This is a genomic window from Nocardiopsis nanhaiensis, from assembly GCF_054778635.1.
Genome location: NZ_BAAGZJ010000041.1, coordinates 15,923 through 30,585, shown reverse-complemented (window position 1 = coordinate 30,585; position 14,663 = coordinate 15,923). Strand labels below are relative to the sequence as shown.

Annotated in this window: 14 protein-coding genes; 7 read left to right on the top strand and 7 right to left on the bottom strand. The window is 68.9% G+C overall.

What is annotated here, in order from left to right; translation table 11 throughout:
* Positions 1-278: 278 nt before the first annotated feature.
* Entirely contained in the window at positions 279-1,256 is a 978-nt protein-coding gene (locus ACYVD1_RS19775) for a DsbA family protein (RefSeq protein ID WP_460774858.1), read from the bottom strand.
* Between the two features lie 59 nt (positions 1,257-1,315).
* Here ACYVD1_RS19775 and ACYVD1_RS19770 point away from each other — a divergent pair, with 59 nt between their 5' ends.
* Complete coding sequence (locus ACYVD1_RS19770) at positions 1,316-1,864, top strand: TetR/AcrR family transcriptional regulator (RefSeq protein WP_460774854.1); 549 nt, start codon at positions 1,316-1,318, stop codon at positions 1,862-1,864.
* A gap of 225 nt (positions 1,865-2,089) precedes the next feature.
* Here the strand turns inward: ACYVD1_RS19770 and ACYVD1_RS19765 are convergent, their stop codons facing one another.
* Complete coding sequence (locus tag ACYVD1_RS19765) at positions 2,090-2,860, bottom strand: IclR family transcriptional regulator (RefSeq protein WP_460774852.1); 771 nt, start codon at positions 2,858-2,860, stop codon at positions 2,090-2,092.
* A 126-nt stretch (positions 2,861-2,986) separates the two neighbouring features.
* On the opposite strand from ACYVD1_RS19765, the gene ACYVD1_RS19760 reads away from it, so the two are divergent.
* Genes ACYVD1_RS19760 through ACYVD1_RS19740 form a run of 5 tightly spaced genes read left to right on the top strand, consistent with a single transcriptional unit; the run spans position 2,987 to position 7,706 of the window.
* A complete protein-coding gene (locus ACYVD1_RS19760; RefSeq protein WP_460774849.1) occupies positions 2,987-3,949 on the top strand; it encodes a tripartite tricarboxylate transporter substrate binding protein in 963 nt (320 codons plus the stop codon).
* Positions 3,942-4,403, top strand: coding sequence for a tripartite tricarboxylate transporter TctB family protein (locus ACYVD1_RS19755; RefSeq protein ID WP_460774846.1), 462 nt, complete (start codon positions 3,942-3,944; stop codon positions 4,401-4,403). Before ACYVD1_RS19760 ends, ACYVD1_RS19755 begins: the two co-directional genes overlap by 8 nt.
* Complete coding sequence (locus ACYVD1_RS19750; protein WP_460774843.1) at positions 4,400-6,016, top strand: tripartite tricarboxylate transporter permease; 1,617 nt, start codon at positions 4,400-4,402, stop codon at positions 6,014-6,016. The genes ACYVD1_RS19755 and ACYVD1_RS19750 overlap by 4 nt, the downstream gene beginning before the upstream one ends.
* Positions 6,017-6,060: 44 nt before the next feature.
* Positions 6,061-7,095: a sugar kinase gene (locus ACYVD1_RS19745; RefSeq protein WP_460774840.1), complete on the top strand. Its 1,035-nt coding sequence runs from the start codon at positions 6,061-6,063 to the stop codon at positions 7,093-7,095.
* Positions 7,095-7,706 (top strand): bifunctional 4-hydroxy-2-oxoglutarate aldolase/2-dehydro-3-deoxy-phosphogluconate aldolase, encoded by a 612-nt coding sequence (locus tag ACYVD1_RS19740; RefSeq protein WP_460774837.1) that lies wholly within the window; start codon positions 7,095-7,097, stop codon positions 7,704-7,706. Before ACYVD1_RS19745 ends, ACYVD1_RS19740 begins: the two co-directional genes overlap by 1 nt.
* Positions 7,707-7,811: 105 nt before the next feature.
* On the opposite strand, the gene ACYVD1_RS19735 is transcribed toward ACYVD1_RS19740, so the two are convergent.
* Positions 7,812-8,843, bottom strand: coding sequence for a LacI family DNA-binding transcriptional regulator (locus ACYVD1_RS19735; protein WP_460774835.1), 1,032 nt, complete (start codon positions 8,841-8,843; stop codon positions 7,812-7,814).
* 213 nt (positions 8,844-9,056) lie between these two features.
* Here ACYVD1_RS19735 and ACYVD1_RS19730 point away from each other — a divergent pair, with 213 nt between their 5' ends.
* Complete coding sequence (locus ACYVD1_RS19730; protein WP_460774831.1) at positions 9,057-10,184, top strand: endo-1,4-beta-xylanase; 1,128 nt, start codon at positions 9,057-9,059, stop codon at positions 10,182-10,184.
* A 100-nt stretch (positions 10,185-10,284) separates the two neighbouring features.
* Here the strand turns inward: ACYVD1_RS19730 and pth are convergent, their stop codons facing one another.
* From pth to glmU, 4 genes are all read right to left on the bottom strand, one after another.
* Complete coding sequence (gene pth, locus ACYVD1_RS19725; protein ID WP_460774829.1) at positions 10,285-10,920, bottom strand: aminoacyl-tRNA hydrolase; 636 nt, start codon at positions 10,918-10,920, stop codon at positions 10,285-10,287.
* Positions 10,921-11,051: 131 nt separating this feature from the next.
* On the bottom strand, positions 11,052-11,651 hold the full coding sequence (locus ACYVD1_RS19720; protein ID WP_460774827.1) for a 50S ribosomal protein L25/general stress protein Ctc: 600 nt from the start codon (positions 11,649-11,651) through the stop codon (positions 11,052-11,054).
* A 379-nt stretch (positions 11,652-12,030) separates the two neighbouring features.
* A complete protein-coding gene (locus ACYVD1_RS19715) occupies positions 12,031-12,999 on the bottom strand; it encodes a ribose-phosphate diphosphokinase (protein WP_460746626.1) in 969 nt (322 codons plus the stop codon).
* A 23-nt stretch (positions 13,000-13,022) separates the two neighbouring features.
* Positions 13,023-14,483 (bottom strand): bifunctional UDP-N-acetylglucosamine diphosphorylase/glucosamine-1-phosphate N-acetyltransferase GlmU, encoded by a 1,461-nt coding sequence (gene glmU, locus ACYVD1_RS19710; protein ID WP_460774825.1) that lies wholly within the window; start codon positions 14,481-14,483, stop codon positions 13,023-13,025.
* Between the last annotated feature and the right edge of the window lie 180 nt (positions 14,484-14,663).

Here is a 14,663-nt window from a genome sequence, read left to right as displayed (position 1 = left end):
TAATCACCCCTGGCGCCATGGGACTCACGCGGAGGATCAGGAGCGGGGCGTGACGTCGGGCGCGGAACTCACTCTGCCACCCGAACAGTAACCAAAAGTAGTGGAAAAGTCGCCCGGAGTGTCGGCCTGTTGGCGAAGAAGTCCCGGCCCCAGCGAGAATGTGTCTCTCCTGAGACCGGGTGAACCGTACGGACTGGGACTCAATGGGACAGGCCTCGACCAACGGAAGACCGGACCGAAACCCTGCGCGGAACGTGAAGGCCCAGTGGTCATCCGCCCTACCCGAGCGCGGGGTCCATGACCGCCGCGAGCCGCAGGTGCGGTTCGGCCAGCCCCCGCTGCCCCTGGCGCTGGAGGGTGCGTCCGAGCAGCAGGTGGGCATAGGCGTCGTCGGCGCTCTCCTGAAGCAGCGCCTCCAGGGTGCTCCGTGCCCGGTTCAGCTGGGCGGAGCGGTAGTAGGCACGAGCGGCCAGGAAGCGCACGTTGCGGTCCTCGGCGTGGGCCTCGGCCAGCGGCTTGAGCAGTTCGAGCGCTCCCAGCGGGTTGGCGAGGTCGAACAGCGCCTCGGCTCGGCGCAGCCGCTCCACCTCGGCCGGGAGCTCCCTCGGCCGCCGCCCGGTTGCCTCGTCCAGGAACTCGCCGATCAGTTCGGGCGGCTGGGCTCCGGTCAGCGCGATTCCGTTGACCACGAAGGTCGGCGAAGTGCGCACCCCCTCGGCGCGACCCCACAGCAGTAGTTCGCGAACCTGCTCCTCGCCGCCCCTACTGGCCAGTAGCTCGCCGCCCCGGGCGAACCCGGCCGTAGTTGCGATACCCGCCAGCACATCGGGGTCGGCGATATCGCGACCCGCCACGAAGTGGGCGCGCAGTATCCCCTCGGCCACAGCGCCCTGCATCGCGGGCCCGTCCTCGGCCTCCGCCAGGGCGAGCAGCCGGTGGGCGTCGTGGCTGTCGGCCCGCCATGCGGCGCCCCAGCGGTCGCCGAGTCCTTCGGCGGCGGCCAGCTCGGACATCTGGGCCAGTTCGCCGTCGCCGCTCCCGACGGGACCACAGGCCTCCAGCGCGGTCTCGACGAAGGGGTCGCGCAGGACCTCGTCGATCGGTTCGGACACGGCGGGCGCCGTGGGGTCGATCCGATAAGGCCGCCACACGACCTCGACCGGTTCGCCGGGCCGCTCGGCCAGCGCGCGCTCCAGACGTCGCTTACCTATGTACATCCAGGGGCAGACCACGTCCGCCCAGATCTCGATCCTCATAAGGGAAGAGTAAGCGACATCTGTCGTTTAATCAACACCTGTTGTTTATACTGGCAGGCATGAACCCTGAAGACCCCCGTGTGCAGCGCACCCGTGACCGGCTCCGGGCCGCCCTGCTCTCCCTGGCCGCCGAACAGGAACTCGGATCGGTCACGATGGCCGCCGTCACCCGCCGCGCGGAGGTGAACCGCGCCACCGTCTACAAGCACTACGCCGACCTGGACGCCCTCGTCGCTGACGCGATGGGGGACGCGATCGCGCATGTGGCCCGCTGCGCGGAGCTGTGTCCCCTGGACGCCCCTCGGGACCGGATACCGGCACCCCTGAACGACCTGTTCGCACACGTCGCGGAGCACGCGGTGCTGTACCGGAGGATGTTCTCCGAGCAGGGCAGTGCACGCTTCACCAACCGCCTGCGCGACCGGATCACCGAGGTCCTGGCCGCGCGCTTCACCCAGGGCGCCCGGCCGCCCGGGTTCGATGATGTCGCGCCCGACCTGCACGCCGCCTACCTGGCCGGGGCACTGGTCGGGGTGATCGCCGCGGCCGCGGACAAGGACTCCCCCGAATCACCCGCCCATGCCACCTGGCGCCTGCTGCGGGACTGAACGCGCCGTTCAGCCGGCCTCCGGCGCCGGGGCCCTGCCGGTGCTGTGCCAGACGATCAGGTCAGGGCCGACGGTCAGACTGGTCTTATCCAGCCCCGCCCAGTAGCCGCCCTGCCTCACCCGACTGCGCGACAGCTCCGGGCAACCTTCGACGAACACGCCCTAGAGCGGCCCGCCTCGCCCGCAGAAAAAAGCTGTAAGAGGGGTGCGGAAAACCGCGCCGCGTCAAGGACTCCAGCCGAGCTGGACGGAGGCCTCCCGGGCCGCATCCCGCACGATCGGGCCGAACCGGGCCAGGGCCTCGTCGGTCATTCGGCTCTCTGGACCGGCGACGCTGAGCGCGGCGGCGACCTCACCGTCCCAGGTGAAGACGGGGGCAGCCACGCAGCGGATACCCAGTTCGTTCTCCACGTCGTCTATCACCCAACCCCGCTCGCGGCAGACCCGCAGCTCATCACGCAGGGCCTCACGCCCGGTGATGGTGGCGGGCGTGCGCGGCTCCATGCCCGCTTCCACTACAGCATCGAACACCGACTCGTCGGACCAGGCCAGGACCGCCTTGCCCAGAGCCGTGCAGTACATGGGATTGGTCGCCCCTATGCGGGAGTACATCCGGACCGGCCAGTCCGCCTCGCTCTTGTCGATGTAGACGATCTGCACGCCGTCGCGCACGCCCAGGTGACAGGTCTCTCCGCACTCCTTGGCCAGCCCTCGCAGAGACGGCAGGCACGTCTGCCGGATGTCGACGCCCTCCAGGAAGGCCCCGGCCAAGGTAAGGGCACCGCGGTCGACGCGATACCGGCCGTGGTCGGCGTCGAAGCGCGCCAGCCCGGAGTCTGCCAGCGCAGCCACCAAACGGTGAACAGTCGGCTTGGGGATCCCGGTGGCCTCCTCGAGCTCGCGCAGGGTCAGCCCGACCGGGTACTCCGCCAGGACGTTCAACACCTGCAGCCCCTTGACCAGGGCCTTGGGCCCGACGTCACTCCCAGCAGTCACGACTCTCCCCTCATGCGGCACGTACACCACAGTCCGGAAACTTGCTCGTCAGAGCATTGACTCTTTTTGAAACGCCGTATTAATCTTGGCGCTCCCCACGCATATTACCCATCGAAGGTGGAAGCGATGCCAAAACGACCCATCGTCATACTCCCGGTGCTGGCCCTCGGGCTGGCCGGATGCGGACAGCTCACGGACCAGTCCGGGAACGGGGTCCTGGAGGGTCCGCTCGAGCTCATCGTCCCCTACGCGGCAGGCGGCGGAACTGACAACACCGCGCGCCAGTTGGCTTCGGCGGCGGAGGACACCTGCGGTGTCAGCACCGTCATCACCAACCAAGAGGGGTCGGGCGGAGGCACCGGCTTCCAGGCTGCGGCCGACGCCACGCCTGACGGCACCACGATCGGAGTCGTCTCCGTCGAGCTGGCCATGCTCGAACACCAAGACATCGCCTCGGTCAGCCCCGCTGACTTGACCGGCCTGCTCCAGTACAACTTCGACGCGGCCGCATTCACCGTTTCCGAGTCCAGTGAATTCGAGAGCATCCATGACGTGATCGACGCCGCCGACAGCGGCGAGGGGATCACTGTAGGTACCTCCGGGGCCGGCTCGATCTGGGAGGTTTCCGCGGCCGGGCTCGCCCAGGAGGAGGGCATCGAGCTGAACTACGCGCCGTTCAACGGCGCCGCCCCCGCCATCACCGCCGTCCTCGGCGACCAGGTCGAGGCCACCAGCGCCTCCGGTGCCGAGGTCCTGGGCCAGGTCCAGTCCAACGAACTCAACGCACTGGCGGTCATGGGTGAAGAGCGCCTGGAGGCCCTCCCGGACACCCCGACCCTGACGGAAGAGGGGATCGACTGGATCTCCGGTACATGGCGCGGCCTCGCGGTCCCCAACGACACCCCGGACGAGATCGTCGCGGAGCTCGAGTCCTGCATCACCGAAGCCGCGGAGTCCGAGGCCTTCACCTCGTTCATGGAGGAGAACGCCTTCGGCCAGGAATACCGGGACTCCGCCGAGTTCAACGAGTTCATGGACTCTGAGTACGAGCGCTACGAAGATCTCATCGCCGGACTGGGCAATGGATAGCGAACGCCGTGCCGACATCGGCATCGCGGTTGCGACCATTACCGTAGCCGCAGCGATCGCGGCGGCCACGCGCGGCTTCCCGGAAGGGGCCCAGTCCGGTGATCCGGGTCCGGTGCTGCTGCCACTGCTGGTCGCCCTCGCACTGGGGGCTCTGGGCGTAACCCGCCTGGTGCTCCGCGGTGCCCGCAGCGAGGACCCCCATCCGCCCGGCATGATCGTCCCGGCTCTGATCATGCTCGGTGTCGGCGGGGTCGCGCTCTGGGCGATGACCTGGGTCGGCTTCTTGGTAGGTGCAGCGGTCCTACTGCTAGCGGGCTCGCTCATCGCAGGTGAGCGCCGCCCCGTCCGCATCGCCCTGTACACGACTGTGACCCCCGTGGCCGTCTACTTGGCCTTCAACGTCGCATTCAGCGTGCGGCTCCCGACCGGCCCGTTGGAGACGTTGCTGATATGAACGAATGGCTCATCGGAATCGACGCGGTCATGTCGATCCAGGCGATCTCCATGATCGCCCTCGGCGTCGCGATCGGCATCGTCTGCGGAGCCCTTCCAGGGCTGACCGCGACCATGGCAGTGGCCCTGCTGCTGCCCATCACGTTCACACTCGACCCCCTGCCCGGGATGATGCTCCTGATAGGCGTATACGGGTCCACCCTGTATGCGGGGTCGATCCCGGCGATCCTGATCGGAGCGCCGGGAACACCCTCCGCCGCCGCGACACTGATCGACGGCTATCCCATGGCCCGCAAGGGCCGGGCGGGCGAAGCTCTGACCGTCTCCCTGGTCGCTTCGGTCGTCGGCGGCCTCGTCGGGGCGGTGCTGCTGGCCCTGTTCACACCCCAGCTCGCCGGTGTAGCGCTGAGATTCGGGCCGCCCGAATATTTCATGATCGCGGTGCTGGCGCTGACCATCATCGCCTCCGTCAGCGGCGGCAAGCTCTCCAAGGGCCTGATCAGCGGCATGCTCGGCGTCGCGATCGGCCTGGTAGGCATGGACCCGGTCCAGGGCTTCGCCCGCATGACCTTCGGCATGACAGAGCTGGCCTCAGGCATCTCCTTCATCGCGGTACTGATCGGCCTGTTCGGCATCTCCGAGGCGCTCACCCAGATCTCACGGGCCCGCAAGTCCAAGCACTACGAACGGCCGAGCGTGGGCCGCTTCATCCTGGGCAAAGGCTGGTTCCGGCGCCTCGGTCCGGCGACCGGCGGCTCTTCGCTGATCGGCTTCTTCATCGGGCTGCTGCCCGGCACAGGCGGTGACGTAGCCTCCTACGTCGCTTACAACGAGACGCGGCGCTGGTCGCGCAAGAAGGACTTCGGCAAGGGCAACAGTGCCGGTGTCGCTGCGGCGGAGTCGTCGAACAACGCCTCCACCGCGGGCTCTCTGGCACCCACCCTGGTCCTCGGTATCCCGGGTGACAGCGTCACAGCGATTCTGATCGGCGCACTCACCGTGCACGGGCTCCAGCCCGGGCCCCAACTGTTCGAGGGCAGCCCGGACCTGGTCTACGGCACCGTATTCGGCCTGATCCTGGTCAACGTCTTGATGCTGGTTTTCGGCCTCGGCGGTATCCGGATGTGGGCGAGGGTGTCCTCCACGCCCACGGAGATGCTCTGGCCAGCCGTCATCCTGCTCTCCCTGAGCGGGGCGTTCGCCCTGCGGCTGAACTTGATGGACTCCGTTGTCGCGCTGGCCGCCGGTGCCTTGGGCTTCTGGCTCATCCGCGGCGGCTACCCCCTGGCACCGCTGGTGATCGGACTCATCCTGGGCCCCATGGCCGAGTCCAACCTGCGGTTGTCCCTGATCATCAATGACGGCGGCTTCGAGTGGCTGGCCCGGCCGATCCCGATCGCGCTGATCATCCTGATCGTGACCGCGATGGTGGCTACGACTCTGTCTTCCCGCAGGTCCGCCCGGCAGGAGGCGGCTCAGTCGGTGTCCACACCGTCTGACAGCCGGGGGGAGCCGTCCGCCGAGCACGGCTCGGACCAGTCTGAGGGATCCGAGGATTCCGAAGGGCAGGGGCCGACGGCTTCTCCCGGACAGGGGCCGGACCAGACGAAATGACCGTCCCGTGTCCCAACCCAGTGAACAGAGGAGAGATCCAGACGATGTCGCGCGCGACCGCGCCCCGCAACAGCCCCGCATACGGCGGGCTCGACGCCCTCTGCATAGGGGAGACCATGGTGCTCCTCACCGCGGAGTCCGGCGCCTCACTCGTCGAACGGCCGGTGCTGTCCATGGAGGTAGGGGGTGCCGAATCGAACGTGGCATGCGGTCTGGCCCAGCGCGGCCACCGAGCCGCCTGGCTGAGCAGGGTCGGGGACGACCCGTTCGGCCGCATCATCACCGAGACGCTGTCCGGCCACGGGGTGGACGTCAGCCGAACCAGTACCGACCCCGACCGGCCCACCGGTCTGTACTTCAAGGACCCCGCCCCGGAGGGGACCGCGGTGCATTACTACCGGTCGGGGTCGGCAGCCTCGGCCATGCGCCCGGAGCTCGCCGGGTCCGAGTCCATGGACGGTGCGCGCCTGCTGCTCCTGTCCGGCATCACCCCGGCACTCTCCCAGGAGTGCGCCGGACTTATCGAGCGACTCACGATCGGCCGGGCGCCGGGCGGTCCCACTGTGGTCTTCGACGTCAATTACCGTCCGGCTCTGTGGGCCGCGGAGCCCGCCGCCCGGGCGCTGCTGCCCCTGGCACGGGCCTGCGACGTGGTCCTGGTGGGGCTGGACGAGGCTGAGACCCTGTGGGGAGTCAGCACGCCCGACCAGGTGCGGGAACTGTTCCCCGGCGTGCCCTGCCTGGTCGTGAAGGACGCCGCCAACGGCGCCACCTGCTTCTCTGCGGACGGAGGCGTATTCGTCCCGGCGTTGAGGGTGGACGTCAGGGAGGCCGTGGGCGCGGGCGACGCCTTCGCCGCCGGATTCCTGTCGGGTCTGCTCGACGGACGACCCGTCCGGGACCGGCTGCGGCTGGGCCACATCATGGCTGCGGTGACACTGCAAAGCGTACGGGACCTGACCACCTTTCCCTCCTCGGAGGAATGCGAGCGCATGGTCGCGGCCGACGAGACCGCATGGCGGGAGCTGACCGTGGCCGACCCCGACAGCCCCGTCCAGCACACCTCAGGGAGGCACTGATGGAGCACACACCCCGTACGGCAGCAGGCTTCTTCGCCGACCAGCGGGTGATGGCGATCCTCAGAGGTCTCCCTGAGAGCGAGACGGTGGAGCTGGCCACCCGGGCGTGGGACCTGGGCATCGAACTGGTCGAGGTGCCCGTGCAGACACCCGACGCCCTGCCCTCGCTTCGCGCGGCCGTGGCTGCCGCAGCGGAGCGAAGGCGGACCATCGGAGCCGGGACGGTCATCGACACCGAACAGGTCGCGGAGGTGGCCCGTGCCGGTGCGTCCTTCACCGTCGCCCCCGGGTTCGACGCCGGGGTTCTAGCGGCCTCCGAGGAGGCCGGGATGCCGCACCTGCCGGGGGTGGCCACCCCGGGAGAGATCCAGGACGCGCTCCGCGCCGGGGCCACGTGGATGAAGGCGTTCCCGGCGACCGCGCTGGGCACGAAGTGGTTCTCCGCGATGCCGGGCCCGTTCCCCCAGGTGAGCCTGGTTGCCACCGGAGGGATCGACGCCCGCAACGCCGCGGACTACCTGGCCGCCGGAGCCAGGACCGTCGCTGTCGGCTCGGCCCTGGCCGACCCCCGCCAGCTCGACCTGCTCGCCGAACTGGTGCGCACCGGCTAGCGAGGGGCACCGTACTGCGGTGTCGGCACGTACAGGCCCCGGTTCAGGACACGTCAGCGGGGTCCCGCCTCTCGGGTGGGGTCCCGCTCGTCGCGCGCCAAGGGTTCAGCCGGTCTCCGGCTCCGGGACCCTGCCGGTGCTGTGCCGGACGATCAGGCCGGTGGCCAGCTCCACCCGAGAGCTCTCGATGGTCTCGTTCTGCACCAGGCGCTGCACCGTACGCACCGCGAGCCTGCCCATGTCGGCCAAGGGCTGGCGCACGGTGGTGAGCGGCGGAGAGGACCAGCGCGCCTCGGGCAGGTCGTCGAAGCCCACCACGCTGACGTCCTCGGGTACACGCAGACCGCGCTGCCTGAGCGCCTCGTACACGCCGAGGGCCATCTGGTCGCTGGAGACGAACACCGCGGTGGGCCGCTCGTCGCGGTCGAAGAGGCGCTCACCCGCGCGGAAACCCGACTCGTAGGTGAACTCGGCCGGGGCGATCAGGTCGGGGTCGACGGTCAGACCGGCCGTCTCCAGCCCTGCCCGGTAGCCGTCGAGCCTCGCGCGACTACACCACAGTTCCGGTCGTCCCTCGACGAAGGCGATCCGCCGGTGCCCGAGGTGGATCAGGTGTTCGGTGGCGCTGAGCCCGCCCGCCCAATTGGTGGCGCCGATGGTCGGCGTGGTGAGGTCGGGGATCCCCACTGGGTCGATGACGACGGCGGGCACGTCCAGGCTGCGCAGTTCCTCGTTGAGCGCCGGCTCCAGGCCGGTGGTCACCAGGATCGCGCCGTCGCTGACCCGGGCGCGCACATTGTCCAACCACTGGAGGGCCGAACTGGCCTCGCGGTGTATGGCGGAGACGACCACTCCCGCGCCCGACAGGTGGGCGGCGTTCTCGACGCCCCTGATGATCTCCACCGCCCACGGACTGTCCAGGTCGTTGAAGACCAGATCGAGCAGGCCGACCCGTTCCTTCAGCCGGGAACCGCGGCGGCGGTAGCCGTGCGTGCGCAGCAACGTCTCGATCCGCTCCCTGGTGGCCGGTGCGACATCGCCCCGGCCGTTGAGGACACGGGAGACCGTCGGCGCTGACACGCCCGCCTCCGCCGCGATGACGGAGATGGTGACGTCTCGTGAGGGGGTGGCGCCCACTGAACCTCCTTTGTACTCACCCAGAGTACGAGCTTTCCGGCCCTTCCCGAGCCCACGCCCCGACCACACGGGGGACCTCGCCCCACTCCGGGGCCGCTAATTGACCCGTGGAACAGGTCTTGACGGCCTCCCCTCCAGAACTTACTGTCCATTTCCAACAAGTTACGGAATTTTCCGGAACTTATGCGAACGCCAGAGTCTGGAGCCCCCGCTGTGAAACCCGTACGACTCTCCACCGCAGTGTTCACTGCCGCCGTACTGGCGGTCCCCCTCGCCGCCATCCCCTACTTGTCCGGATCCGAGCCGGCGGCGGTCGAGACCGTCGCCGAAGCCCAGGACGGAACGCTGCGCGACGCCGCGCCCAGCGGCTTCGTCATCGGCAGTGCCGTCGCCGGCGGCGGTCACCACGAGGACGAGGACTACCCCGACCCCTTCACCGGCGACCAGCAGTACCGCGACCTCCTGGGCGAGGAGTTCAGCTCGCTCTCCGCCGAGAACCAGATGAAGTGGGACCACCTGCGTCCCAGCCAGGACGAGTACGCGTTCGACGACGCCGACGCCATCATGGGGTTCGCCGCGGAGAACGGCCAGGACGTGCGCGGCCACACCCTTCTGTGGCACAGCCAGAACCCAGACTGGCTGGAGGACGGGGACTTCTCCGAGGAGGAGCTGCGCGCGATCCTCCAGGACCACATCGAGACCGTGGTCGGCAGGTACGAGGGCCAGATCCAGCAGTGGGACGTCGCCAACGAGATCTTCGACGACGACGGGAACCTGCGCACCGAGGACAACATCTGGATCCGCGAGCTCGGGGAGGAGATCATCGGGGAGGCGTTCCACTGGGCGCGCGAGGCCGACCCGTCAGCGGAGCTCTACCTCAACGACTACAGCGTCGAGGCGATCGACCCCAAGAGCGACGCATACTACGAGCTCGCCCAGCAGCTTCTGGCCGATGAGGTCCCGCTGGACGGCTTCTCCGCCCAGACCCACCTGAGCCTGCAGTACGGTTTCCCGGACTCCCTGCAGGAGAACCTCGAGCGCTTCGAGGACCTCGGCCTGGGCACGGCCCTCACCGAGGTGGACGTGCGGATGGAGCTGCCGGACGGCGGTGAGCCCACCGAGGAGCAGTTGGAGCAGCAGGCCGACTACTACGCCCAGGCCCTGGAGGCCTGCCTGAACGTCAGCAGCTGCCAGTCGTTCACGGCCTGGGGCTTCCCGGACATGTACTCCTGGGTCCCGAACACCTTCGAGGGTGAGGGCGCGGCGACCATCATGTGGGACGACTACACGACCAAGCCCGCCTACGACGCGCTCCGGGACACCCTCCTGGCCGCGTCCTAGAAACCGGAACCCCCGGGCGGGGCAGCTCCCAGATCACCGCCCCGCCCGGGCCCGGCTCAGACCAAGGACCCACTTCGGGCCGGTTCCCGCCCCAGGGCGGTCAGGCCGCGGTGTGGAAGATGTTCTGGGCCTTGCCCAGTCCGTCGGTGAGGACGGTGCGGACCGCGTCGGCGGCGCGTTCGACGTTCAGGTCCAACTCGGCGCGTTCGGTCGAGGAGAAGTCGCGCAGCACGTAGGCGGCGGCGTCCATCCGGCCCGGAGGCCGACCGACACCGAAGCGAACCCGCAGGTAGTCGGGACCGGACAGGGAAGCGGTGGTCGACTTCAGGCCGTTGTGGCCGCCCGAGCCACCGCCCTTCTTGAGCTTGAGGGCCCCGAAGTCGATGTCCAACTCGTCGTGCACGACGATGATCCGCTCCATGGGGACCTTGTAGAACCGCGCCAGCCCGGCGACCGGTCCCCCGGACAGGTTCATGAACGTGCGCGGCTTGACCAGCACCGCGGCCACACCGTCGATCCGCGTCTCCACGACCTCGGCGTGCGCCTTGTGGACCTTCCACCGCTCACCCTTTTCCGCGGCGATGGCGTCCACCACCATGAACCCGGCGTTGTGCCGGTTCCCCGCGTACTTGGGGCCCGGGTTGCCCAACCCCACGACCAGCCAGCGCTCAGCCTCAGCCATGTCCTCGTCGCCCTCGTTCTTCCTGATGCCCAACCTGCTCAACCAAGCCCACATGCCGCACGACACTACCGACCCCGGGCCATCACCGGAAACCGCGTGCCCAAGGGGTCCCGAAACGCCGGACGCGCGGCCCCGTCTCAGGGGACCGCGCGTCCGGTCGTGCAGCTTGTGGTGCGAGCACCGCCTTACTCGGCGGCGGCCTCCTCAGCCGACTCAGCGGCTTCCTCGCTGGTCTCCGGCTCCTCCTCGACGCGCGGGGCGGCGACGGTGAGCAGGACCGACTCGGGGTCGGTGACCATGGTGACGCCCGCGGGCAGCTTCAGTTCGGCAGCGGTCGGGGTCGCACCGACCTCCAGCCCGTCGATGTCGAACTCGACACCTTCGGGGATGTGGGTGGCCTCAGTCTCCACGGACACGGCGACGAGCTCCTGGTTGAGCACGCCGGGAGCCTTGACCTCACCGGTCAGGGTGACCGGGATCTCGACCTCGACCTTCTCGCCCTTGGAGACGACGAGCAGGTCGACGTGCTCCAGGAAGCCCTTGATGGCGTCGCGCTGCACGCTCTTCGGCAGGGCGAGGTTGTCCTTGTCCAGACCGCCGAGACGGATCAGGACGTTCGGGGTCTTCAGGGCGAGCATGAGGTCGTGGCGCGGCAGGTTCAGGTGGCGGGGCTCGGTGCCGTGGCCGTAGAGGACGGCCGGCACCTTACCCGCGCGGCGGGCGCGACGGGAGGCGCCCTTGCCGAATTCCGTGCGGGGCTCGGCAGCGATACGTACCTCGGACACGACAAAACTCCTCGGGTTCAACCCCGCAGCACGGGGAACACGACTCCAGTAGTACGAACGAATCCCGCCCTAGGCGGGGAAAGCGGCGGGGTCACCCAGCTGGCTGGGGACTCGACCGCCCTGGTTCCAGGCGTGCCCGGCGAGCCGCCACCGGACCCGTCCGGCCCGGGAACGCTCGTCGCGCACCCCTGCCCGCGTTGATTCCGGACGGAGACACAACGGGAATCCGTCCGGACACGGGGACACTCGGTCAAGTCTACTGGTTCTGGGGACGACTCCGTACATGGCCCACCGGTGGGACCTGGCCCGGTCCCACCGGTGGGCGGGTACGGCGTCTGGGATGTTCTGAGAGCCTCAGAAGCCCGGCAGCTGCCGCGCCCTAGTCGAACAGGCTCGTGACCGAGCCGTCGGTAAAGACCTCGCGGACCGCGCGGGCGACCAGCGGGGCGATAGAGAGCTGCGTGAGCTTCCCGAAGGAACGCTCCTCCGGGACGGGCAGCGTGTTGGTGATGACCACCTCGGAGATGCGCGAGTTCTGCAGGCGCTCTGCCGCGGGGCCCGACAGCACACCGTGCGTGGCGGCCACGATGACCTTGTTCGCGCCCTGCTCGAAGAGCGCTTCCGAGGCCTTCACGATGGTGCCGCCGGTGTCGATCATGTCGTCGACCAGCACACAGGTGCGGCCCTCGACCTGACCGACGACCTCGTGGACCTTCACCTGGTTGGCGATGTCCGGGTCGCGGCGCTTGTGGATGATCGCCAGCGGGGCACCGAGGCGGTCGGCCCAGCGGTCGGCGGTGCGCACCCGCCCGGCGTCCGGGGAGACCACGGTGATCTCCGAGTGGTCGACCTGGTTGGCGACGTGGTCGGCCAGGATCGGCAGCGCGAACAGGTGGTCCACCGGGCCGTCGAAGAAGCCCTGGATCTGGTCCGTGTGCAGGTCCACCGCCATCATCCGGTCCGCGCCGGCGGTCCGGAACAGGTCGGTCACCAGACGCGAGGAGATGGGCTCACGGCCCCGGTGCTTCTTGTCCTGGCGCGCGTAGCCCAGGATCGGCATGACCACGGTGATCCGCTTGGCGGAGGCGCGCTTGAGCGCGTCCACCATGATCAGCTGCTCCATGATCGACTCGTTGACCGGGTCGGCGTGGCTCTGGATGACGAACGCGTCACTGCCGCGCACCGACTCCAGGTACCGCATGAAGATCTCGCCGTTGGCGAAGGTGTCGAACCGGGTGGGAACCACCTCGATCCCCAGCTCCTTCGCGACCTCTTCGGCCAGCGCCGGGTGCGTACGCCCCGAGAACAGCATCAGTTGTTTCTGGCCGGTGGCCTTCATGCCGGTCACGTTCTTCTCCCCCACAGTCACTACTAGTTCGCGTCGTCGGCTCTGCGCCGCTCCGCCTGCTCCGCCGCCTCCGCGGACGGAGTTCCCGGACGCTTGCGCTGCGTCCAGCCCTCGACGTTACGCTGCCGGTTCCCTTCGGAGACCGCCAGGGCACCCGGTGGGACGTCGTCACGGACCACGGTCCCGGCCCCGGAGTAGGCGCCGTCGGCGACGTGCACGGGGGCGACGATCGTGTTGTCGCTGCCGATGCGCACGTGGTCGCCGATCGTGCTCCGGGACTTGTTGACCCCGTCGTAGTTCACGAACACCGAGGAGCAGCCGATGTTGCTGCCCACACCGATGTCCGCGTCACCGACGTAGGTCAGATGCGGGATCTTGGACCCGGTGCCGACGTTCGAGTTCTTGACCTCGACGAAGGCTCCGGCCTTGGTCCGCCCGGCCAGGTCTGTGCCCGGCCGAAGGTAGGTGTAGGGGCCCACGGAGGCCCCGTCGCCGATCTCGGCCCGGTCCGCGGTGGTCTCGCGGATCTCGGCGCCGTCACCGACGACGGTGTCGCGCAGGTCGGCGCCGGGGCCGACCACCGCGTCCTCGCCGATCCGGGTGGTGCCGTAGAGGCGGCTGTTGGGGTGGACCACGGTGTCCGCGCCGATGCTGACCTGGGCGTCCACCCAGGTCGTCGCGGGGTCGACGATCGTGACACCGGAGAGCATGTGTTCGATGAGGAGCCGGTCGTTGAGCACCCGGCGAGCCTCGGAGAGCTGCACGCGATTGTTGACGCCCTGGACCTCGTTCCAGTCCTCGGCGCTCCACGCGTCAACGCGGTGGCCGTCGCCGCGCAGCAGGCCGACGGCGTCGGTGATGTACTCCTCACCTTTCGCGTTGTCGGTGGACAGGCGCTGGACGACCTGGCTCAGGAGCGCCCCGTCGAAGGCGTACATACCGGAGTTGATCTCGTCGACGCGGTGCTGTTCGAGGGTCGCGTCGGCGTGTTCGACGATCTCGGTGAAGCCTCCGTCGGCGTCGCGGACGATGCGCCCGTAGCCGTGGGGGTCGGGCACCCGGGCGGACAGCACGGTGACCGCGTTGCCCGCCTTCTCGTGCTCCGCGACGAGCGAGGCGAGTGTCCCGCCCCGCAACAGGGGTGTGTCGCCGCAGGTGAGGACGACGGTTCCGGACAGCTCGACGCCCTTGGCGGCGAGGTCCTCCACCGCCATGCGCACGGCGTGACCGGTGCCGTTCTGTTCCTCCTGAACGGCTGTGGTCGCCTCAGGGGCGACTTCTTCCAGATGGGACCGCACCTGGTCGCGGGCGTGGCCGACGACCACGACCGAGTTCAGGGGGTCGAGTTCACGGGATGCGTAGAGCACATGGCCGAGCATGCTGCGGCCGTTGAGTTCGTGAAGGACCTTGGGAAGTTTGGATTTCATCCGGGTGCCCTCACCCGCCGCGAGAATGATCACGGCAGCCGGACGGTTCACGCTCACTGGAGGAGACCCCTCGAGATAGCTGGCATATGAACAGTCGGCTCACCCTGCGGCGGCGCGACCCGCATGCCGCGCGGGCGGCCGTCGGATGACCAGCGGCCGACATGGGAAGGATACATGCGTGTCACGGGCGCCCATCGGCCGTGTGACGCCGCCGCTTCCCTCCCCCACCCTGGCGCC

Excerpts from the sequence above, each read along its gene's own strand:
- pth (WP_460774829.1), bottom strand. The coding sequence starts at position 10,920 with ATGTGGGCTTGGTTGAGCAGGTTGGGCATCAGGAAGAACGAGGGCGAC.
- ACYVD1_RS19760 (WP_460774849.1), top strand. The coding sequence starts at position 2,987 with ATGCCAAAACGACCCATCGTCATACTCCCGGTGCTGGCCCTCGGGCTG.
- ACYVD1_RS19755 (WP_460774846.1), top strand. The coding sequence starts at position 3,942 with ATGGATAGCGAACGCCGTGCCGACATCGGCATCGCGGTTGCGACCATT.
- ACYVD1_RS19740 (WP_460774837.1), top strand. The coding sequence starts at position 7,095 with ATGGAGCACACACCCCGTACGGCAGCAGGCTTCTTCGCCGACCAGCGG.
- ACYVD1_RS19745 (WP_460774840.1), top strand. The coding sequence starts at position 6,061 with ATGTCGCGCGCGACCGCGCCCCGCAACAGCCCCGCATACGGCGGGCTC.
- ACYVD1_RS19770 (WP_460774854.1), top strand. The coding sequence starts at position 1,316 with ATGAACCCTGAAGACCCCCGTGTGCAGCGCACCCGTGACCGGCTCCGG.
- ACYVD1_RS19750 (WP_460774843.1), top strand. The coding sequence starts at position 4,400 with ATGAACGAATGGCTCATCGGAATCGACGCGGTCATGTCGATCCAGGCG.
- ACYVD1_RS19775 (WP_460774858.1), bottom strand. The coding sequence starts at position 1,256 with ATGAGGATCGAGATCTGGGCGGACGTGGTCTGCCCCTGGATGTACATA.